The sequence below is a fragment of the Paenibacillus sp. J22P143 genome, assembly GCF_059692035.1.
On sequence record NZ_JCAUAQ010000026.1, the window covers coordinates 1 to 22,721 of the forward strand.

General features: G+C 42.0%; 16 protein-coding genes, 1 pseudogene and 1 riboswitch. Of the genes and pseudogenes, 10 read left to right on the forward strand and 7 right to left on the reverse strand.

Going from position 1 to position 22,721, the window contains the following annotated elements; genetic code table 11:
• Window positions 1-374 precede the first annotated feature (374 nt).
• Window positions 375-1,868, reverse strand: a complete 1,494-nt coding sequence (locus tag AC58PQ_RS24315; protein WP_497246198.1) for a peptide MFS transporter — start codon at window positions 1,866-1,868, stop codon at window positions 375-377.
• Between the two features lie 847 nt (window positions 1,869-2,715).
• On the opposite strand from AC58PQ_RS24315, the gene AC58PQ_RS24320 reads away from it, so the two are divergent.
• The 3 genes from AC58PQ_RS24320 (at window position 2,716) to AC58PQ_RS24330 (ending at window position 8,013) form a co-directional block, all read left to right on the forward strand.
• Window positions 2,716-3,393 (forward strand): class D sortase, encoded by a 678-nt coding sequence (locus AC58PQ_RS24320; protein WP_497246200.1) that lies wholly within the window; start codon window positions 2,716-2,718, stop codon window positions 3,391-3,393.
• A 73-nt stretch (window positions 3,394-3,466) separates the two neighbouring features.
• A riboswitch (cyclic di-GMP riboswitch) is annotated at window positions 3,467-3,557 on the forward strand.
• Window positions 3,558-3,569: 12 nt separating this feature from the next.
• Window positions 3,570-4,376, forward strand: coding sequence for a transglutaminase-like domain-containing protein (locus AC58PQ_RS24325; protein WP_497246202.1), 807 nt, complete (start codon window positions 3,570-3,572; stop codon window positions 4,374-4,376).
• 301 nt (window positions 4,377-4,677) lie between these two features.
• Window positions 4,678-8,013, forward strand: coding sequence for a collagen binding domain-containing protein (locus AC58PQ_RS24330; protein ID WP_497246204.1), 3,336 nt, complete (start codon window positions 4,678-4,680; stop codon window positions 8,011-8,013).
• 143 nt (window positions 8,014-8,156) lie between these two features.
• On the opposite strand, the gene AC58PQ_RS24335 is transcribed toward AC58PQ_RS24330, so the two are convergent.
• Genes AC58PQ_RS24335 through AC58PQ_RS24355 form a run of 5 tightly spaced genes read right to left on the reverse strand, consistent with a single transcriptional unit; the run spans window position 8,157 to window position 14,154 of the window.
• Window positions 8,157-9,281, reverse strand: a complete 1,125-nt coding sequence (locus AC58PQ_RS24335; protein WP_497246206.1) for a Ger(x)C family spore germination protein — start codon at window positions 9,279-9,281, stop codon at window positions 8,157-8,159.
• Entirely contained in the window at window positions 9,278-10,378 is a 1,101-nt protein-coding gene (locus AC58PQ_RS24340) for a GerAB/ArcD/ProY family transporter (protein ID WP_497246208.1), read from the reverse strand. The genes AC58PQ_RS24335 and AC58PQ_RS24340 overlap by 4 nt, the downstream gene beginning before the upstream one ends.
• Before the next feature lie 25 nt (window positions 10,379-10,403).
• Window positions 10,404-11,522 (reverse strand): Ger(x)C family spore germination protein, encoded by a 1,119-nt coding sequence (locus tag AC58PQ_RS24345; RefSeq protein ID WP_497246210.1) that lies wholly within the window; start codon window positions 11,520-11,522, stop codon window positions 10,404-10,406.
• On the reverse strand, window positions 11,519-12,619 hold the full coding sequence (locus AC58PQ_RS24350) for a GerAB/ArcD/ProY family transporter (RefSeq protein ID WP_497246212.1): 1,101 nt from the start codon (window positions 12,617-12,619) through the stop codon (window positions 11,519-11,521). Before AC58PQ_RS24350 ends, AC58PQ_RS24345 begins: the two co-directional genes overlap by 4 nt.
• The gene (locus AC58PQ_RS24355) at window positions 12,616-14,154 is read right to left on the reverse strand and encodes a spore germination protein (RefSeq protein WP_497246214.1); all 1,539 of its coding nucleotides are present in this window, start codon (window positions 14,152-14,154) and stop codon (window positions 12,616-12,618) included. Before AC58PQ_RS24355 ends, AC58PQ_RS24350 begins: the two co-directional genes overlap by 4 nt.
• A 463-nt stretch (window positions 14,155-14,617) precedes the next feature.
• Here AC58PQ_RS24355 and AC58PQ_RS24360 point away from each other — a divergent pair, with 463 nt between their 5' ends.
• The 7 genes and pseudogenes from AC58PQ_RS24360 to AC58PQ_RS24390 all read left to right on the forward strand — a co-directional run bounded on the left by AC58PQ_RS24360 (window position 14,618) and on the right by AC58PQ_RS24390 (window position 19,920).
• Window positions 14,618-14,812: a hypothetical protein gene (locus AC58PQ_RS24360; RefSeq protein WP_497246216.1), complete on the forward strand. Its 195-nt coding sequence runs from the start codon at window positions 14,618-14,620 to the stop codon at window positions 14,810-14,812.
• A gap of 33 nt (window positions 14,813-14,845) precedes the next feature.
• The gene (locus AC58PQ_RS24365; protein WP_497246218.1) at window positions 14,846-15,739 is read left to right on the forward strand and encodes an SMP-30/gluconolactonase/LRE family protein; all 894 of its coding nucleotides are present in this window, start codon (window positions 14,846-14,848) and stop codon (window positions 15,737-15,739) included.
• 6 nt (window positions 15,740-15,745) lie between these two features.
• Window positions 15,746-15,853: pseudogene (locus AC58PQ_RS24370) on the forward strand (transposase); the annotation flags it as partial.
• 997 nt (window positions 15,854-16,850) lie between these two features.
• A complete protein-coding gene (locus AC58PQ_RS24375; RefSeq protein ID WP_497246220.1) occupies window positions 16,851-17,618 on the forward strand; it encodes a hypothetical protein in 768 nt (255 codons plus the stop codon).
• Window positions 17,619-17,808: 190 nt separating this feature from the next.
• Window positions 17,809-18,459 (forward strand): DUF3885 domain-containing protein, encoded by a 651-nt coding sequence (locus tag AC58PQ_RS24380; protein WP_497246222.1) that lies wholly within the window; start codon window positions 17,809-17,811, stop codon window positions 18,457-18,459.
• A 269-nt stretch (window positions 18,460-18,728) separates the two neighbouring features.
• Complete coding sequence (locus AC58PQ_RS24385) at window positions 18,729-19,265, forward strand: DUF4352 domain-containing protein (RefSeq protein ID WP_497246224.1); 537 nt, start codon at window positions 18,729-18,731, stop codon at window positions 19,263-19,265.
• 208 nt (window positions 19,266-19,473) lie between these two features.
• On the forward strand, window positions 19,474-19,920 hold the full coding sequence (locus AC58PQ_RS24390; protein WP_497246226.1) for a hypothetical protein: 447 nt from the start codon (window positions 19,474-19,476) through the stop codon (window positions 19,918-19,920).
• Between the two features lie 377 nt (window positions 19,921-20,297).
• Here the strand turns inward: AC58PQ_RS24390 and AC58PQ_RS24395 are convergent, their stop codons facing one another.
• Window positions 20,298-22,685, reverse strand: a complete 2,388-nt coding sequence (locus AC58PQ_RS24395) for a glycoside hydrolase family 2 TIM barrel-domain containing protein (protein WP_497246228.1) — start codon at window positions 22,683-22,685, stop codon at window positions 20,298-20,300.
• Between the last annotated feature and the right edge of the window lie 36 nt (window positions 22,686-22,721).

Here is a 22,721-nt window from a genome sequence, read left to right on the forward strand (position 1 = left end):
GAGAATGTTCTTGATTCTCCCTTTTTTCGAACCACCGACTGGACAGCTTGTCCGTCAGGGCTAGGACAACTTACGCCGTCAATTGGCGGACGGTATGGTTTAGCAGTAACATTATGTATATTATAATTAAAAGGGGGTCACTTATTATTATAAAGAGTGGACTTTACCAATCGATGAATGTGATATTTCATTTTTGTTACAAAACAGAACTTCGACATCACCACGTTAGTTAGATTTCAGACTCCCTTACGATTTGCATACTGTGAAAATAACAAAGAAATGTCCTTTATACATGGGAGTTGGTGTCCCGGCAACCGGGAACTTTCTCAGGAAACAGGAAGCCGTCTTGCGATATGTGCAAGGCGGCTTTGTTTTTATCGTAAACCCTTCATATAACTTTGAACTTTCGGGGCAAGCAGTAGCAAGATGAGACCAAGGATTAGTGATATCGCTCCAATGACACCGAAGTAACCCATTTCGTTTTCTGGTGTGTAGAACTTAACAATCTGTGCATTAACGGCCTGAGCGGCAGCGCTTGATAAGAACCACAGGCTCATGCTTTGCGCGTAGAAGGCGGCGGGCGCTAATTTGGTCGTAGCGGAGAGACCTACAGGTGATAAGCATAATTCACCGAGCACACATATGAAATAGCTCAGAACGAGCCATAATGGATTAACCAAAGACCCGGTGCCGCCAAAGTAAGCAGGTAATAGAATGATAATGAAGGATAAACCGGAGAACAATAAGCTTAATGCAAATTTTACAGGGATGGATGGTTGACGTTCTCCAAGCTTTACCCAAAACCAGGCGAATATGGGTGCAAAAACGATAATAAACAACGGATTTAACGATTGGAACCAAGCAGGTGAAATATGAATGCCTGCAAAGTCTAACTGTGTGCGTTCATCGGCATAATTGGCAAGGATGGTTGATCCTTGTTCTTGGATCGCCCAGAACATAACGGAAGCAATGAACAGCGGAATGTAAGCAATGATTCTGGAACGTTCGATAGCTGTTGTTTTAGGACTTCTGTACATGACAACGAAATAAAGGGTTGGAATGAGAATTCCGAGAATTCCCACTAACTTAACAAAAGTACTAAATGTAAGCAGCCCCATTGGAATTGTAATAGCCAGTGCTATAGCGACGAGAGCAACACCCAAGCCAATCCTGAAGAACGCTTTTGCCCTTTCAGCCGGTGAAAGAGGATTGGCGACGAATGTGCCGGCAAGACCGAGATTTTTTTTCTTGGTGAGCGTAAAAACGACGAGCCCTAGAAACATCCCTACAGCTGCAAATGCAAATCCTAGATGGAAGTTATATTGTGTGCCTACAGTTCCGACAACCAAAGGAGAAAGAAATGCTCCAAGGTTAATCCCCATATAGAAAATGCTGAATCCGGCATCGCGGCGGTTATCTTTTTCACCGTAAATTTCACCTACAACACTGGAAACATTTGGTTTTAACAAGCCTGTACCCAGCACGATGAGCACCATGGAAACAAAGAACAACGAGACGCTTCCAGGCACTGCAAGAACAATATGGCCAAACATAATCAAGATCCCGCCGTAAAATAAGGCTTTTGAAGTGCCGAATATTCTGTCGGCCAGCCAGCCGCCGATGATGCCGGACATATAAACTAGCGAACCGTAGATGGACATAATGGCTAGAGAATGGGTTTTGTCCAGTCCTAACCCACCTCTTGACACCTCATAGTACATATAGAAAACAAGGATAGCCCGCATACCATAATAAGAGAAGCGCTCCCAAAACTCGGTAAAGAAAAGTGTAAATAATCCCTTTGGGTGTCCGAGAAAGCCCTGTTGGGGGACACTCTCGACAATTTTTTGTTTATTTGCATCCGACATAAAATCAACCTCATTTATTTTTTCTATTTATTGCCAATAAGTTATTAATTCCCATGTTGAGTATGATTTATGTGTTCAACACAAGTCGATTTAACTAATGGAATAGAATTCCCACTAATAAATACTACAAAGTTTGATTCATATACTGAATTAGAAGCAAATGTAAAGAAATATGCAGTTTCTGGTTATTTGGTGAGCGAATGGCTTGAGAGAATGAAATTAACTTATTTGTATTATGGGATCAACTCATTTTTAATATTTAATATACTTCTACTATTGGCAATGATTCTTGGAAAAAGAAAGAGTCTCACGAGGAGTAGTCAGTTGAATTCCCTCGGTATGATTTGATTTCCTCACGCAAGCTCGTCTATTCGCAGGATTTCATTCTTTATATATTGTTGATGAATGAAAGAGAGCGAGATATATTAGGACGTGTCGTTAAAAAGGCATGCGGGAACAGATGTGGAGTTGATTCACCCAATTCATTCCAAATGCTGCACGTATTCTCCACGGTGCCCTTAGCGATTTTCTCTCCCATGTCGGGGCGGGTCAAGTGCCCTTACATTCGTCACATCTATCTAAGGGGTGGAGTAGGACCAAGAACGGATTCGCTTGAATATATTTGTATTGCTTATTACCCTTCGAAGCATATAGAATTATGGTCAATGGAATGAAATTAAAAATATTAAGAGCATTTTCTAAACTACACCGTCTGTTAAATCTTACGATAAAACTTCGATGACCTGAATCAACAGGATGGTGAAGTTTTGAGAGCTACAATTATTGATAATCAGAGGCTTGCTTCTCTTCATAATGGATTATGCAAATATTAAGGAGTGGAACCCTGATGATAAAAAGAAATCTTTCACTTGTGTGCATCTTCCTAGGATTTATTATGTTGCTCTACCCGACGGTTAATGATCGTTATGAGAGCTATCAGCAACAGAAAATATTGAAGCAATGGCAGGAAAATATAAAGCATATCGATCAGGTTGCACCTGTGACTGATGCGGCGGTGGACTTTATTCCTTCTCCAATTTCGGCAGATGTGATGTCTTTGAATAGCCAGCCCAAACCTCTCATCTCAGAGCAGACATCTACCCCGGCCTCTATAATGCAGAAAAATATTGAGGGTGTTTTAGTCATAGACAAGATCAATCTGAAGGTTCCGATTCTAACGGATGCAACAGTGAACAATATGAAGCTTTCCGTAGCCAGCATCGCCAATACAGGCAATGTAGGCGCTATAGGAAATTATGCTATTGCCGGCCATAGGAACCTTACCTATGGAAAGAATTTTAATAGATTGGATGAAGTAACTGTCGGTGATTTGATCGAAGTGGATACGGTGAGCAAAAAGTATTTGTACAAAGTGCAAGTCAAGCAATACGTGCTTCCAGAAGATGTTTGGGTTCTTAAAGGAAACGGGAAGGATCGTGAGATTACGCTGATTACCTGCCACCCTATGGAAAATCCGACACATCGGATCGTCGTTAAGGGGATATTAGTAGAGCCAGCGGTATGAATAATTTAACTAATTAAGCCAACTAGCATATGATACCATAGCAATATTTAGAAAATATGACTTCGGTGCTCTTCACCGATAAAGGCAAATCTAGCGAAAGCTAGAGACGCAAAACTAAAGGGCCTTCCTTTGCATTTATGCAAAGTTGGCAGCCAGTTACCGAAAGGGGAGTTTTTGTGTTCAAAAAAACCTTGTTAATGACGATGCTTGCTGCACTTCTCCTGATTCTTACACCGAAAGGAACTTATGCAGCGTCCGCTCCATCCATCACAGACAAGACTTATTTGGAAAAGGGAATTATTACACTCAACTACTCCAATGATAAATACACGAAAGCCATTGTCCGTATTAAAAAGGGGAACGTCATGTACGACTATAATCTAGTAAAAGGGGCTCAATACCCCCTGCAATTGGGAGACGGCACTTACAATGTCCTGATCGCAGAATTAGTAAGCAACAACAAATATAAAGTAGTCGCGCAAGAAAGCATAAATGTGAAGATGGAAGACGAAAATGCAGTATTTTTGCAGTCAATTCTGCTTTTTAACTGGAACACGGATACGCAAGTCGTCATTGAGGCGAAAAAATTAACTGTGGATGCCCAGTCGGATTTGGATAAAATTGCAACAATTTATTCGTACATAACCGAAAATTTCGAATATGATTTTGATAAAGCAAAATCTGTAGAAGCTAGCTACATTCCTGATCTGGATGAAGTTTACAATGCCTCGAAGGGAATCTGTTATGATTATGCAGCTGTCTTCGCAGCTATGGTTAGAAGTGAAGGAATTCCTACACGTTTAGTTATGGGATACGAAGTAAGTGCTCCTGATACCTATCACGCGTGGAATCAAGTTTTCTTAAAGGATAGCAATGAATGGGTAACTATCGATACGACGTACGATTCCGCTCGTGTTCAAGGCGGACAAGCTACACCAATGCTTAAGGATGCGGCGGACTATATAATTACTAAAATTTATTGAAATGATACGTTCTATTTCGAAGTTTAATAAATAAGGGCCTGAATTTGAATCCAAATGCAGGTCCTTATTTAATTATTTATTTATAGCTCTTGTTCAAATTATGTTCAGGTTACCGTGAGATTCTTGGATTATACATTGGTGGTCACGAGAGTGCTAATGGCTGGCGAGACGTTCTAAATGACTGCTTTCTTTATCCATCGTCCCGATGGGAAAACCTACCTGATCCAAACTCCTTGACGCTTCCAGAATAAAAGTTGTAACTTCTTTATAGAGTCGGATGAGAATGGAGTGTTGAAAGACAATGTTGTTGAAAAAGACAAGTGCTCTGATGATCTCACTTATGATTTTCATGCAGGGGATATATGGAATCGGCTTTATGATTCCAGCTAATGCAGCCACCGCGATTTCAGGCAATATCATTGATAGCGTGACAATGGCTGTATACGACGATGAGGGACATAATGTGACCGATAACGTTTACGAACAAGGTTCCAAGGTGCAGGTGAACTATACCTGGTCACTACCGAATGACCATGGTTACGGTAACGGGGACACATATACGTTCACACTGCCGCAGCAATTTCAACTTTTTAATGATATCAGCGGACCTCTTACGATCGATTCTGAGAGTGTAGGAACGTTCAGCGTAAACTCGGATAATCATCAAGTTCTCATGACCTTTAATGATTCCATTCAGACTCATGATTATGTACATGGCATCATGACTTTCACAACGAAATTCGATACGCAGATCATTACAGGAAGTACGACTCAAATTATTAAAATTCCGATTCGCAGCGGAGAGCAAGTTTTTTCAATTAACTTTAAGCCGAACGTCACCTCAACAATTGAGAAAAGTGGAGTTCCGCAAGGTTTCAATGCCAAAAATATTGATTGGACCGTGGATGTGAATAAGGCGTTGAATTCCGTAGAGAACGCGGTCGTAAACGACCCGATTCCTACTGGTCTGTCCGTTCCAGTTACCGTTGCTGTCTATGATCTGGACGTTAAGCTGAATGGTACAGTGACGCAGGGAGCTGAGTTAGATTCAAGCAAGTACACAGTGGCTATGACGGGAAAAACTTTGACGGTCAATTTTACAGAGAGCCCTATTCGAACAGCATATCGTATTCAATATACGACACCGGCTACTGACTTTGCATCATTTGTCAACACCGCAACGTTTGAAGGTGCAAACAAAACGCCTATCAGCGCAACTGCAACTGTTGCAGTGCAGCATGGGAGCGCTTTAGAAAAAGAGTCGACGAGCTATGATTCAAGTACACAGACCATAAATTGGGCAATCAAATACAATTACAATGAAAAGACGATTGCCCAAGCGGTTGCCGTTTTGACAGACTTGTTCGATGATTCCCAGGAGTTGGTTGCTGACTCAGTTCATGTTTACTTGGTTACACTGAACGCATCCGGTGCTGAGTCATTGAGCAGTGAATTACCTAGTACTCAATATACAGTGTCTCCCGCGTCCGCGACTGGCAAAACTGGATTCAAACTGCAATTCAATAATCAGATTACATCGGCATACAAAATCGCGTATCAAACTAAGACAATCGAACGTGTTGTCGAAGGTGCAACAATAACGAATAAGGTTACTATCGAAGGTGGAGTTAGCGAAACGGCCGTTCGTGCCATTAATCAAGTGGTTATTGTCAAGAGTGTTGGAGTAGTAGACTACCAGGCTAAAACGGTAGCATGGAACATTGCTGTTGACGATGATAGCCAGCTGATGAACAGCGTTGAACTTACAGACGCTTTTCCTAATCTAGGGCTCAAATTCATACCAGGCTCATTGATTATTAAAAAAGGTAGCACAATATTGAATAATCCCGCTGATTACTCAGTGGACAATGCTACTCCAATTGATCAAGGCATTAAAATAACATTCAATAGTTCTCTTTCTGGACCGGTCACAATCAGCTACAATACGGAATTCAATAATGATTGGATCAATGGCAACACATCAGATTTCAAAAATGATGCCACAATCGACTGGATTGACGGCTCTGCCAACTCGCAGACGAAAACAGTTTCTGCAACGTTTGTCCCAAGGAATGAAGTGAAGAACAATGGATTCAAGTTTGGATCGTACAATGCAGTTACGAAACGAATTTCATGGACCGTTGGGGTAAACTATAACGGTAAAGCTCTTACCACAGCTGAAGTTCAGGATATTCTAGAGTCGGGTCAAAAACTAGTTGAGGGAACTCTTAATGTGTACAACATGAACATCCCAGTCAATGGTAATCCTTCGCTAGGAACGATCGTAACTAACACCTATAACTATTTAGTTGGCAATGACAATAAGCTAGTTGTGACATTCTTACAGCCCATTACTACGCCATATTATATCGTCTTTAATACAAGTCTTGCCGGTGAAATAATCGATAATCAAGTCAGCAATACGGCTAAATTGTTTGACGGGACTAATAATCCAGTATCCAAGGACCTGAAGGCTTCTGTTATCATCCCCCACGGGGGGGAGTATGTTAACAAGGACGGCATACAAAACGGCGACAAAATTAACTGGACGATTAATATGAATCGCGGACAGTCTACAGTAGCAGATGCGAAAATCATTGATACTCCAACAGGCAACCAGCTCTTATTGCCAGATTCGTTCCATCTATTTGCAACAAGTTTAGCTGTTAACGGTGACGTGTCCAAGGGAGCGGAACTGACCAAGGGCACGGACTACACCTTGGTTTTCCGGACTGATGATGATGGCAAGCAGACTTTCGAGTTAAGCTTCTTGCATCAGATTACTACCGCGTATATCTTAGAGTATCAATCGTTGATTGTTGCCAACGACCATGATTCGGTCTCGAACGCAGTCAGCTTTAGCGGCAACAATGTGACTACAGGGACTATAGCTACAACTAAAAGCATTGTGGTCGGTGTCTCAAGCGGATCCGGCACAGGCACCGGTGTCAGAGGCTCGCTAACCGTACAAAAAGTTGATTCAGCTAACAGTACTTTACTGCTAAGCGGAGCAACCTTTGAATTGTATAGGAAGACTGGTTCGACACAGTCACTTATCAGTACATTGACAACGGATTCGACAGGTAAGGTCGTTTTCAAGAAGTTATTATCAGGAGACTATATTGTTAAAGAAACAGTGGCTCCAGCTGGGTACGTGCTTGATTCAAGCGAGCATCCAGTCACAATTAATTCAGTGTCAGGCTTCAGCTTAAATGTAACGAATGCTAAACAGGGATCGTCGGGAACGGGGGGAAATCAACCAACTCCGACTCTGTTCAAGTTAACACTGACACCATCGCCATCGGCAGCACCGAGTACGAAACCAACATCTACGCCGACGCCGGTATTACCATCGCCAACACCATCGCCAACTCTGTCCACAGATGATAAAACAACGGATAAGGACACACCAATTGAAGTAGACATTGATGTGCCGAAGGGAGGTATTCCGTCCATCAGCAAAAAACCGGAGCTCGGAAAAGTAACAATAGATCCGGATACTGTATCTGACAAAGAAACACCAGGACAGACACTTCCTAAGACTGGGGAAGCCAGCCATTTGTATGTTGAAATAGCAGGTGCCGCTTTGATTCTTTTAGGAGTCATTCTGAGAAAGAGATTACTGAAGAGCAAATAAGTTAAAGGATTTCCAATTGAATTACGCTCCACAAACTCTTTCATTTTCGTGAATTGAGATGTATTCAACCTTTTCCTAATGAAATGTTTTGTCTTACATTCGTCGTCGAGCTTGATCTGCGCTTACTCTTGTTCCAAAACCAGTCATTTCACTGGTCCCATGCTTTCAATGGTCACCTTAACGGAGACGTGAATGTCCGCCTTTGACAGCGCTTCTCCCCAATGATCCTCCACTTTCTTGAATTGACTATATTCGTGGGCCCGAGCGTAGAGACCAAGCCCTATCGGATCAATTTTATGCTTTTGTATGCTTTTGATAAGGTTCTCGAATTGCTTTTGCATATGTTCAGAAATCATTTTCTCTAACTCTTTTCCATTCTTTCGTACATCAAAAGGGAATAAAAGTTCAGTAAGAGCGGCTGGCATATTAATGTTGATATCGAATCGAAACTTGTTCTGCTTGTACGAAGTTATTATTTTCGCTTTCATTCCTTGAACCGAAATACTTAAATGGTCTGTATGGAATGGACCGCTCTTCTTTTCGCCAGGAATCGGAAGTGTAAAGCTTACTGATTTCTTGGCGTTTTTATTCAATATCTGAAGTAACATGGTTTCTTCTACATTCAGCGAGGTCGCATATTTCCCTTTATGATCCAGCAGCGTTACACCAGCCAGATTGATCCGTTTGGCCTTGTCCAACTGAATTTTGGAAATATAAGGCGTCACTCCCTTCTCATACATTTGCCAATGCAGCTTCTGCAGCGTTGTTTTTGCCGTTTCCGATCTAGCGCTCTTCGTATCGACCATCCCCCGCAATAATAAAGGCAACATCGGCTGATCTTTCGGATGAAGGTATACAATGTCGGAAATAGATCCATCGACAACGATGATTCTGGGTGTTAATGGATTTTTCATATCACGAAAAAAGACATCAAGTATCTGGAACCAGTCCTCATGTTCCAAGATACGTTTCCCGATAAGTATGACCTGAACATTTCTGCCTGTAATAACGCCAGGCGCAAATTCATCTTGTTGCTCTCTCGATTGACGAATCGTTTGCGATTTCACTTCAATTTCTATTGTTTTCTTCTTGATATCTCTGCCGTATGAAGGGCTATTCATAAATACAAGCAGGTTGCCTTCATTATCAAGATCCATGCCAAGTGCAAGGGAGTTAGTGGAATCTTCCATTTCCAACCGGTCGCTGCACCCTGGAGCGATAACAATAATCATGATAATAATCAAAATGTACAGCGGCCGCTTGTTCATATGTGCTTCCTCCATCCCAAATGATCATGTATCCATAAATAAAGGAGTAAACAACCAGGCACTAAGTACTCAACAACAAAACCGATTTGTCTAAGAAGCGTATTCATCTTTTCGCTTTGAAAAAAATTAGGCATGAAGAAATACGTGCCCACAGCGATGAAAAGCCAAAGCAGCCGCAAATGATTACGGTGGTCCTGCTTTCCGATTAGCCAAGTTGTGCAAAAAACGCTCATGTACATCGTGGGTATCCATGACAATGAAAAGATAAGTAAATAAAACCCGATAAATAGCACTTCGAATCTTGATATGATCTTAAACTCGATAGCTCTCAATACATTGATCGTCGGTTCGTTGTACATGATAATTTCATCTGGACTGAAATAGACGAAACAGATCACCGTTATGAACAAATATATGAGCATCGCCAGTGTATACGAGATAACGATTCCTGCTGAGGCCTTCCGTTTGTTTTTGAGAAACGGATACAAAATAAACGTGGTCGAAAACCCTATATGATAATATAAAGTGCCGGGTAAAGCTGCGAAAACAGGTTTCCAACCTTCTTTAAGCACAGGAAGCAGACGGAGCCAATGAGCGTCCTTAAGCGGAAGCAAATAAACGAAGGGGATCCAAAGAGATAGGAGTATAATCACTTCCACATACCTGCCCAATATGCGTGGTCCATTCCGCACAATGACATAAGTGGGAACGAGCAGAAGAAGCATAATGATATAAGCTGGGGTTTGCTGCAAAAGGTATTGCTTTGTAATCAATATTGTATATACGAGACCTGTGTATCCGTAGTAAAAGAGATAGAGGGCAAATAGGACAGCTCCGACTTTGGCTGCCCATTTGCCCAAATAAATTGACAATAGATCTAACAAGGTACCATCTGGGTACCTCTTCATCACTAGTATGACGATCAGACTCGCCACTATGGAGAGGACCCAAACGATGATGAGCGTAATCCAGCCTGCTGTGCCTGCCTTCTCGGCTAATACTCGCGGCAGCGACAAAAATCCGATGCTCACTACCATACCAAAGTTGAGAAGGATATACTGCATAAAGGTGATTTCATTCAAGGCATATTTTTTCACTTGTTGTGGTCCCCCTAGATGGCTGTTATTTCATTGTTCCCATAGCTCCGATAATTGTTTTCAAGGAAACTTGAATGTCCGCTTTGGCCAGCGTTTCACCCCAATGATCCTCCACTTTCTTGAAATGGCTATATTCATGCGCCTGCGCATAGAGCCCAAGCCCTATCGGATCGATTTTATCCGTTTGTATTTTCTTTATGAGATTCTCAAATTGCATTTGTACTTGTTCGGTAATCTTATTCTCCAATTCTTTTCCTTGATTACGTACGTCGTAAGGGAACAAAAGCTCTGATAGTTCAACGCGCATAGTAATGTGAATATCGAACTGAAATTTGTCCTTGAGGAAAGTGGTATTGATTTTCACCTTTATTTCATCCGCGTTTAAACTTACTTTATCTGTATGGAACGGTCCAATCTTCATTTCTCCGGTAATGGGAATTGTTAAGCTGACGCTCTTTTTTGTATTTTTTTGCAATATGCGCAGTAGAATAGTTTCCTGCATGTTCAGAGAATCCGCAAATTTCCCATTATGGTCCAACAGTGTCGTACCTGTCATCGCTATCTGTTTATCTTTCACTCGAACTTCAGAGATGAAAGGAGTGACCCCCTTTTCACGTAATTGTTGGTTTAGCCCCATTAAAGTCGTCTTTACCGTTTCCGATCGGGCGGACTTCGTTTCTACCATTTCCCGCAGCAATAAGGGCAGCATCGGCTGATCTTTCGGGTTCAGGTATATGATTTCAGAGAGAGGTCCATCGACAGCAATGATCCTTGGCGTTAATGGATTTTTCGCATCGCGAAACCAAACATCCGTTAATCGGAACCAATTTTCTTGCTGCAATATTCGCTTAGATATTAGTATGACTTGAATACTTCTCCCTTGGAAAACACCCTCTGTATAACTGTCTTGTTTTTCTCTTGATTGACGATTCGTCTTTGGTTTCACTTTAAGTTCACGCGTTTTTTTCTTAACATCTTTGATGAAAACTGGAGATGTGCTATAAAAAATGAACTCGTTTTCTTTATCTAGATCAAAACCTACTAATAAGACATGAGGAGCGTTTTCCATATCTAACCTGTCACTGCAGCTCGGAAGGATGACGACAACGGCGATGAGTAGAACATGAAGGAGCCGCTTGTTCATAAGCGCCTCCCCCACTGAAAACGATCATGCAGCCATAAATATACGAGTAAGCAACCCGGAAAAACGTATTCGACTGCAAAACCAATCTGAATGAGAAAATCACTCATGCGATCGTACTGATTAAAAGTTGGTATGAAGAAAAACGTGCTCACAGCCGTAAACAACCACAGTATCCGCAAATGATTTCGGTGATCTTGCTTTCCGAAGAGCCAGCTTGTGCAAAAAACGCCCATGTATATAGCCGGTATCCACGCTAATGAAAAAATAAGCAAAAAAAACGCGATAAACAGCATTTCCATCCGTTCTACAAAATTAAATTCGAGGGCCTTTAAGATATTAACCACAGGTTCGTTGTACTTCTGAATTTCGTCAGGGCTGTAATAGACAAAACAGATAACCGTAATGAACAAATATCCAAGCATCGTCAGTGTATTGGAGATCATGATAGCGCTAGAAGCTTTTTGTTTGTTCTTCAAAAACGGATACAAAATAAATGTGGTAGCAAATCCGATATATGAAAAGAAAGTTGTAGGTACCGCTGAGAATACAGGCTTCCATCCTTCCTTTAATAAGGGGACTATATTGAGCCAGTGGGCGTCCTTGAGCGGAAATAAATATACAAGAGGTATCCACATAGAGATAATAAAAACAAGTTCTGCATATCTGCCCAAGACGCGTAGTCCATTACGTGCAATCACATAAGTGGGAATGAGCAATAATAGCGTGACGGTAGATGCCGAAGTCTGCGGTAAAAGCCACGCCTTCGTGAGCAAAACCGCCTCAACGAGTCCAGTATAAGCGTAGTAAAAGAGATAAAGGGCAAAAAAGATGGCAGCCACCCTGCCTGTCCATTTGCCCAAATACCGTACTATTAGATCAAACAATGTTCCTTCGGGGTGCTTCTTCATCACCTGAATAACAATCAAGCTTGCTGCAACCGTAATAGCCCAACCGATGATAAGTGCGATCCAGCCATCCGTGCCTGCCTTCTCAGCTAATTTTCGCGGCATAGCCATAAAGAACACACCCATTTGAATGCCGCTATTCAGAAAAATATATTGCATAGAGGTGATCTCATTGTAAGCATATTTCTTCATTTCCCATCACCTTTTGGACGATTTGTTCCTTGCCTCTTCGATTGGGTCGCTCTAGTGCTTAGAGGTCGCTTGCCCATTGCCCACAACGGCAAACGAATGAATGTATCTTTCCAATCGGCAAAACGAACCGGCGCGAAAGGGGTACCATACGGCGTTCCAAGCGATTCGAGCGCAATCAGATGCCCGATCATCGTCATCAAACCAATAATGATGCCAACTATGCCGAACATGGCGGCAGCTATCATCATGCCGAAGCGGATAAGCCGGACGGCCGCTGCCATATCATAATTGGGCAGGATGAACGATGCAATAGCCGTAAAGGCAACTACAATCACCATGATATTACTGATGAGTCCTGCCTGTACGATCGCCTGCCCAATGACAATCCCTCCAACAATGCCAACGGTTTGCCCGACCGGAGCGGGCAGGCGCACACCTGCCTCACGCATCATTTCTAAAGTCACCTCCATGAGGATCGCTTCTACAAATGGCGGAAATGGCACTCTTCCTCTGAACTCGCCAATCGTGAGCAATAATTTAACAGGGATGATCTCGAAACTATAGGAGATGACGGCAATGTAGAATGCCGGCAAAAATATGGCGACGAAAAATGCCAAAATCCGCAGGAGCCGTATAAAAGTAGCAATCGACCAGCGTGTGCTGTAATCGTCGATGTTCTGAAAAAAAGATATAAATGACACTGGTGCGATCAACACGCTTGGCGATCGATCGACGACAACAGCGAATCTTCCTTGCAATATTTGTGAAGCCACTGCATCAGGTCTTTCCGTCGTAATAAATTGCGGGAAGGGGGAAAACGGATTGTCCTCAATCAACTCTGCCAACTCACATGTGTTAAGTATGATATCGATATCAAGTAGCTGAATCCGGTCTTCCAGTTCTTTCAATATCTCAAGATTCGCGACATCTGCTAAATATAAGATAGAAACTAAACTGTTCCCTCTTCGTCCAACGATCAGTTCTTTAATTTTCAATTCACGGTTTTGAATATAACGACGGATTAAAGCAATATTTTGGCTTCCTGTTTCAACAAAGCCTTGATGTGCTCCTTTTAAAGAAACCTCCATCTGTGAATCTTCAATCGCCCGCTGCGGCCACCCTTGCGTTCCTAAGGCATAAGTTTCCGTTCGATTGCCAACTAAGAGAACACTACTGCCTTGAAAAATAGCAGACTCGATTTGTGGCCAAGATATCAACGGATTGATTTGACCTACATCTATCGTAAAACCATAACTCGAATCGCTGCTTCCCGTTTCAAATTGAAGTGGGCGAAGTACATTGTTATTAATGGCATTTTTATCTACTAGTCCACTTAGGTAGACAAGTGCTGCTTGTTCACCAGACTGCTTGATGATAAAATGACGCACAATCAAATCGGGAGTTTGGCTGAACTGACTTTGTAAATAAGTTATATTTTGCGCCAACGACGCACTGATCGAGTCGCTAGACGGCTGATTAATTTGCGCTGGAACCGAACGATACTTCTTCCTTCCGAACAAATTTGAAAATAGCAACGAATTACACCACCCTCACCCTATTATTTCTTGTATTGTTAAAATTATGCGCTAGCGTTGCATTGAATTTCTCTGAATCTTAATAATCTTCTGTCCTTATTAAACCCAAGCATAAAAAATCCTTTACAATGGAATGGCAGGTAGTTCCTGTCCAAAATCCACTGAAAAGGATCAGCTCATGGACAAGGTTGCCCTATTTTCTTCATTTGGTAAATGGTTAGAACCAATTTGTTTAAAACATTCAAAAAACGCATTGATGAAACACATCGGTGAAAAAGTTGACAACTGAGGCCTACTTGAACCGATCTCAGCTGCGCAGTTATGTCGCAAACATAATCAGGTAGATTCTTTTCTATTCGATCAGATTTTTGCAGACCTCGTAGCCCAAATTTTAAAAGAAGCCAGTTCCACGAAATACCGAAATCACTTCAAAATCATTGATTCAACAACCAACGGGCTTTGGTTGCAAAAGTACAAATGGGCTGTTTTTCGAAAGATAAAGGCAGGCATCAAGGTACACTTGCGCCTGGTCTTTATTGGCGAAAATGATGCGATTCCCGAAAAAGCGGTCGTAACACCAGCTAAAAAAATGATCGGACTAGGATTTTTGATTGATGATGGGTATCATTTTGGAGATGTGAAATATAACTATTTGTAGGCGTCAAATTTGATCGGGAGAGAGGTGTTGATCATGGAAAGGGAACTCGAAATGCATGCGGTGCAATTGGTGGTAGACTCAAAAGCCGAAACTGGAGAATTGCCAACTTGGGATGCTCGCAGGAAAGTGCTGTACTGGGCCGATACTACGAGATTCAAGCTGCATGTCTACAATCCGTCGACAAAGACAGATATCGCCTTTGACACAGGCCAATATATCGGCGCGATTGCGCCGAGACAATCAGGTGGCATAGTTATTGCACTGCTGAATGGATTTTATACGTACGATTTCGAAACACGGAAATTGACGCTGATCGCTGCCGTCGAGCAGGATAAGCCGAACAACCGGATTAACGACGGGAAATGCGACCCGGCCGGACGCCTCTGGGCAGGGACGAAGAGCTTCGACGGTACGCCGAATGCGGGAGCGTTGTATTGTTTGGATACGGACTGGAGCGTGAGGAAGGTTCTGGATCGGGTAACCGTATCGAACGGCATCGCTTGGAGCCCGGATTATTCGACGATGTATTATATTGATACGCCAACGATGAAAGTGATGGCCTTCGATTACAATTTGGCTGCCGGAACGATCAGGAATCCTCGGGTTGCCATCGTATTCGCCAGTGGCGGAGGGGTCCCGGACTCAATGACGTCGGACGAAGAAGGGATGATCTGGGTAGCGGTCTGGGGCGGGCATGCGGTGACGCGATGGAACCCGAGAACCGGGAAATTACTTGAAACTGTGAACGTTCCAGCTACACGGACATCGAACTGCGTTTTTGGCGGAGACTGCTTGAACGATCTATACATCACCACGGCGCGAAAAGGGTTGGAAGAAAGTGTGTTATCAAAAGAACCCTATGCTGGGGGGTTGTTTGTCCTCAGAACGAATGTCAAAGGAATGCCGACCTTTACGTTCGGCGGGTAGGCAGTATGCCAGGGGCACCTGTATAAAATGAAGTGGCCTTATGGGTATTGCTGTCCAAAGTGTAAGCACGATAAGGCTTATGAAATCAAAACTAGAAGGTTACCTCTGTACGAGTGGTCGGGGCGTGATGGTTTTTCCACGTTTCAGGGACCAAAACGACACCGGTATCTGTTGTAAAGAGTACCGACGTAATCCATTCACTTCTCAGATACTAAGCAGGGCGAAGCTTTGTTCTTTGTAGGGGATGAAACGGATGATTGATCGTGACCATTCCTAAATGCGAGTTGACTATATGTGCATTTTGCATTGACCGTTCCAGCGTATGAGGACAAGCTAGTACAAAAAGCGGTGAAGAACCTGCTTGAGGCGATTTTGTTCGATCATGCCAGTTCCTCCAATTTCCTTACTTTACCACTTTACGTACCCTAGATTGGAGGAGAACATACGAAAGGTTATGACAAGAAGGTAATTATTGAAAACAGCAGAGGTGGAGTTGATTCACCCAATTCATTCCAAATGCTGCACGTATTCTCTACTATGCCCTTAGCGATTTTCACTCCCATGTCGGGGCGGGTCCATAGCTCTTACATTCCTTCGTCACATCTATCCAAGGAGTCGAGGTCGGTCTTTCTAACGGAATGGGTCGGAGCCCTTTTGTTTAACGTATACCGATACTCCGTGCTTTCTTTGTCTCCTGCGAATACGCCAACTTGCGTGAGATAAGGTTTATTTTAGGCTGCCAGCGCAAAGATTCTTTTGGGGTTGTAGGCTTCGCACTACGAACCACTCCAACTAAGAGTCGAGCTAGCTTTCCACATAACTTCATTATAGATGGAAAACTGTTGGATCTAAGCAGGCAACAAATGCTTACAAACTCCATCTGAGCAGCTCCTTGAAGAACATGACTTAGCTACAGAGGCGCTCCTTTTATTACAAAGCTGAAATTTATCCATCTACAGGAATCTAACGGATAACGATAGTGAAGGAGCTTGCCTCGCGGCAGCTCTTTTTTTGTTCAGTCAAGTAAGGGGAGTTTAACACAGGTGTTTGCATACAAGTTCATCTTTTGGAAAACTTTATATATTATGCTTTCCAAAGGAGAAAGAAAAACATGAAAAAAACTATACTAACAATACTTCTATTTGTTGCAAGTGGCATCACTTTTCAATCGGTTTGTAATTCTGCTGAAATAGTGCCTTTTACAACAGATGATTACCAACAGATCCAGTTTATTAATTTTTCTTCGCCTGACAAAAAAGTAATACATAAAGCTGAATTATTTGGTCCTTTCAGCGGAGGTGTTCCAAGAGGTAAGTATATAAAAATTGATGATAAATTAGTGGATCAAAATAGGTATTTCACGAGTAGGATCATGCTTGGAGATGTGACGAATGATCAACTAGATGAGGTGTTTTTTTATCAATATTCACCAGGTAGCGCAGGAGAGATGGGATTAAATGTTTATAGTCTGATCGATAGTAAATGGAGTTCAATTTTCAACGAACCAAGCAATTCACACGATAATAATGAAACCGATCGATTTAGTAATGAATATCTAACAAACAACCGAATTCGCTTTTATGATAAACGGACAGATTTATCTGGAGTTATTGATATTTCAAGGTTGAAATTTTCAGAAGAACGTTTGAGAACGATGAGTCTAAAAACTGATCCAATCTCTGAGTATGTAATTCATTATGAAAACATTGGTTGTGGAATTGAATCCATACAATGGATTTTTGCTTTTTCTCACCCTAACGCTGTTTTTTCTTTGCATAACCATTACATTTATAAATTTGATGAACATAAATTCTCGCTGTATGAAACGAGAATTCATGATAACGAAGGATTAATAATTACACGAAAAAAGTATTATTAGGTTAAGGTTAATTCAGTTATATTGTAATATTGAGGAAGAAAGCTCAAACGGAGGGATTTCTGATGTTCGAAGTATTCCAATTACAAGATAAAATGGAGTATTTTGATGAAGCGGTAAACTATTCTGGAATCAATGGCGATGCTACAAAGATTTATGAAGTTTCAACTCGCTAATACTAATGAGGTGTGAGTTGGTTTTAGATGACTATTTACAGATGTATTTTCCCAACTTAAAGCTTTGTCCACCTCTTTTTTATAATTGGGAATTTGGCATTCGATTTGAACTTGGAAACCCGCCGATATTTAAGGTTGATAAAGCGTTATATATGCAACAAGTTTATGATAGGGCAATTAGTATCTACAGGTACTTACATAAAGATAATGATGAAATATTTATTGTAACAAATGCACATTTTGCTGATAAACCGAATCCAATAAGACGAAAACCCAAGGTTTACAGAAGATATATAAACAATAAAGATGTATTGAAAGGGTTGCAACACAAAGTAATTCCATATGTTTTTGCTGATGTTTATGAGATAGATGATTTTGAAACTCATCGGTTTATTTTAAAGTGTCATGGAAGGAACACTAAGTATGGAAGTTTGATTAAGGCAATATGTAATAATGATGTTGCAATCAAACCTTCGATTTATCATGATGTTTTTTTTGTTAATATTTCCGCTGGTACCATATTTCATGTTTATGATGACAGGGGATGTGATGTAGTCGCTTCATCAAAAGAGGCGTTATTAAACATCTATAGAGATTATGAAGAATGGATTTTATACTACGATAGATCAAGAATTGACCAACTATTTGCAACCTTAGACGATCATTAATGTCAAAAGGCAAACTGTAAGCAAACATGAAAGTACGTTTAAACTCTAACGCAGAACATTAGTTCAATCAACTACAAATTGAGGCTGTCATCGTGAAAACGCCACAGACAAAATATCGCTTATTCCTTAACTAGGAATGGCGGTTTCTTTTTATTAGGTTATAGCAGGTTATAGAAGCATAGTTAAGCGGGTTGTCGACCTGCGTATCAGTGTATAAATCAGGGCATGCTGATAATATGTATTCTTATTCAAGGAAGGAACATTGAAAGATGACTCAGTCGGACTCAATAGACCAAGACCAACAAGAAGAGTCGAAGCAAAAAGACAATCGAAGTCCTGGATGCTTTAGCGCCCTTGTTGGATTAGCAATAATAGCAGCCATCCTATTTGGCATATTTAAGTTTTTCGCGTGGTATTTTTTTCCATCCAATGTGAAACCTACAACTATTACTACACCCGATCAACTCGAAATTCAGATTACGGGCGGTAAAATGAGCTCATTCGGAATGTTACCCCTTATGTTAACAAGGGACGTGTACGTTGGTGTCAAAGTAACCAATCATTCAAACAAGACACTGTCCATCGATAACTTAGATTTTACCCATATCAAATCGGGCAGAAATTCTACAGCTTCCGATCCTTATGAGGATGAAGAATGGCTAAAGGGAAGCATCAAGGCAGGAGCAACAAAAGAAGGGAAAATCGTTTTCGATGATATATGGATATTTGCAGATCAAATTCAAATTGAATATAAAAAAGTTTTAACCGATAAGGATCCCATTCCATTCACCATTCAACTTGATTAAGCAAAGAAGAGACGCTAACGCAGAATCAATTGTCAGCAGAGAAACATGATGCATTAAACTCTTACTTTGTCTGGGTTGATAAAGAAAAGCAAGAAGTGAAAATAGCACCAATTCAAAAGGGAATCACTAATCTCTATAAGCTGACATCGGAATCGGCGCAAGAGATTAAAAAAAAATTATTTTGAGATACAACAAATGGAGGAATAACATGTATAAATATTTAGCACTTAATGATCACAACTTAATAGGCAGTTCATTCTTTGCATATCCAGGAGTTGAATATGGGAAAGAAAGTGCAAAGTTTAGGGGATCATTAATTAGTTTATTCGCAGAACCTGTATATAAAACAGATAATGCTTCCAATGCTTACACATATGTGATTCAAGTCAAAGATAACAATCAAAATTCATGGATTTTCACGATTTACGAAGGGCCTAGCGGAACAGCTATTGGTTATAACGGTAAAGGAGATATGGAAACGGAAAGGGCATCTGAAGCTTTGATAAACGAAATTAAAAAGACGATACCTAGTGATTTTGAAGAAGTAGTTTTCTATCATGATTTTGGTAATAAAATCACATATGGATGTAGTAATGGAGTTTGCTATTTTAATGAGGAATTAGGTGAAATGAATTTGGATCTTGATCAGGAATAGACAAAGAGGAAATTAAGGAATTCTTAGCTATTGAAATTTTCTAAATGATTCGGCATTCCGCTAAACGAGAAACGATAGTTCTTGTATCAGAATTCAAATCAGCTTGGGATTGGCAGTTAAAATGCGCTGATTGGCTCAACTAACGGCAAACGATATCACAAAATCTACAACAGGCTATCACATGAACGGCAGCCCTTACTCCCTTAATGGGCAGAATATTGAAATTTAGGCTTCCATACATTGATAATACATGGGTTGAACAGATACGCGGTATCGCTTATTTACATAATCTTCTTGATGTTGTGTCAAATAAGGAAGGACAGTAGATTGAATATAAGAGGCTTCCTACTCAAAGGAGAGCCTCTTTATTTTGAACGCTATTTGACTTGAATGGCAACACTAGTGGACATCAAGTCCTGTGCAGTTGCCTTCACGATAATCTGGCCAGGCGTGATGCCGGCTCTAACGTAGGCAAGCAGCTTTCCATGATAAGCCTTTCTAGATGTAGAGCTATATGGCTCCAGATCCTGCGCATCACCATTTTCCAAGCCTATGATTTCACCGGGCCCCTCGATGGACAGTTGGATCAGATGATCTGCCAAATAAACGGGCTTCCCGTCGCAATCGGTGATTTGAAGCTCAATGTGGGCTATATCCTGTCCATCAGTGCTCAATTCCGTTGAATCCACAAGCATGGCGAGTTTTTCCGGTATTGAGACTGTTTCCAACACAGAGGAACAGTGGATGCCTTCAGGACCTCTGGCAACGACATGCAATGTTCCTTCCTCAAAGTCAACCTCCCAAGTCAGGTAGCCAAGCGGAGAATCCTTGAGCGTCTTCGTCCCCTGCGATTTTGCATTAAGGAACAGCTCCGTTTCTTCACAATTCGTATAACAGATGACCTCTACGTGTTCGCCCTGTTTCCAGTTCCAATGGGGAGCACCGCCATGCCATCTTTTGTTACCTGCGTAGGCGGGATCACCAGTACTTGCAGTGGCGAGAAAGGCCATCGACTCCTGGCTCCATAGGCTCTGACGGAAATAATAGCTGGATTTCTTAAAGCCGGCAAGGTCAAGGAATCCAGCCTGTGAAGCCCGAACGGGCCACCCTTTGGCCTCACCCATATAATCGATTCCTGTCCAAATAAATTGCGCACAGATCGCATCGTTATCTCTGACTGCGAGCCATGCCTCTAGGCTGGCGCCATTTTCACTGCCAAATGTAACGCGCTTCGGATATTGCTGCCGCGCTTCTTCGTAGAGATGTTCTTTATAATTGTAGCCCACCACATCAAGGGCATCCGCATAGCCAATCAAATTCGCCAATTCCGGAAAGGCCAAAGCGGCAGTGACAGGTCTCGTCGTATCGCATTCCTTCACATAGGTCACGAGGCGTTTGGCAATCGTAGTCAGCCTGTCACTTTGCGGTTTTTTCGGATCATATTCTCGTTCAGCCGCCGGTTTGTTCGCATCGTTATTGCCTGTCATCGTTTGGAAATAAGGATGGCAATAAGGATCATTCGGATAATCCACTTCGTTTCCTATACTCCATAAAATGATGGAAGGATGGTTCCGGTCCCGCAAAACCATTTCCTTCATGTCCAGTTCGCTCCATTGCGGGAAATCCTCATAGTAGCCGAAATGCTTGGGTGGGTAAACATTATGGCCCGTGGACCATTTGTGCTTGACGCCTTCCCATTCATCAAAGGCTTCATCGATGACCAGGAATCCCATAGAATCGCATAAATCGAGCAAGTTCGGAGCGGGTGGATTATGGCTCATTCGAATGGCATTGCAGCCCATTTCCTGAAGTGTCTGAAGTCTGCGCACCCATACTTTGGCAGGGACTGCGGCACCAAGCGCCCCTGCATCATGATGAACACAAACGCCTTTTAATTTCATATTCACGCCATTCAAGAAGAACCCTTTCTCCGCATCAAATTCAAACCATCGAATTCCCACGGTAGTGTTCACATGATCGATGACTACGCCGTCTTTACAAATTTCCGTACTTAAAACGTACAAGTTAGGGGAGCTAGGGGACCATAGGCTAGGGTTACTCGCCTTGATCGTTTGATCCAGTTCAGTACCGGAGCCACTCCGTACGATTCTAGTGTCTGCTACCGAATCGATCAGGTCTCCGTCGGCATTCCGAAGCGTATTTGTAATTTCAATCGTCTCATCTGTCGCCATCTCATTGGCTAATCGAACATGAACGGCTACCGTTGCTTGTTGTTCGGAGACCTCCGGCGTGGTGACAAATACACCGTATTGATCGATATGTATCGCATCGGTGATGGTGAGATAAACATCCCTGTAAATACCAGACCCGGTAAACCACCTGGAGTCCGCAATATCTTTATGGTCAACCTTAACGGAAATCACATTGTCCAGTTTCCCGAAGGAGATGAAGTCCGTGATCTCATAGGTAAAACTGCTATAGCCGTAAGGACGCTTCCCGAGATAATAACTGTTGCACCATACTTGGGAGTTGTTATAGATGCCTTCGAAGGTGATATAGACGCGTTTGCCTGCTAATTCCTGAGGTAAAGCCAAGTTTTTGCGATACCACCCCATGCCGCCCGGCAAGTAACCAGTGCCACTGGAATGCTCTTGCGAAAAGGGTTCTTCAACGGACCAATCATGCGGAAGGGTCACATCACGCCAGCTTGAATCTTCAAATCCACGATACCAAGCTTTGGGTTCATCTCCCTTGAAAAACTTCCAATTCAAATTGATATTTTCAATGATTCTGCTCGTATTCATCGTCGTTCTCCCTTCACATCTGAGCATTCATAAAAT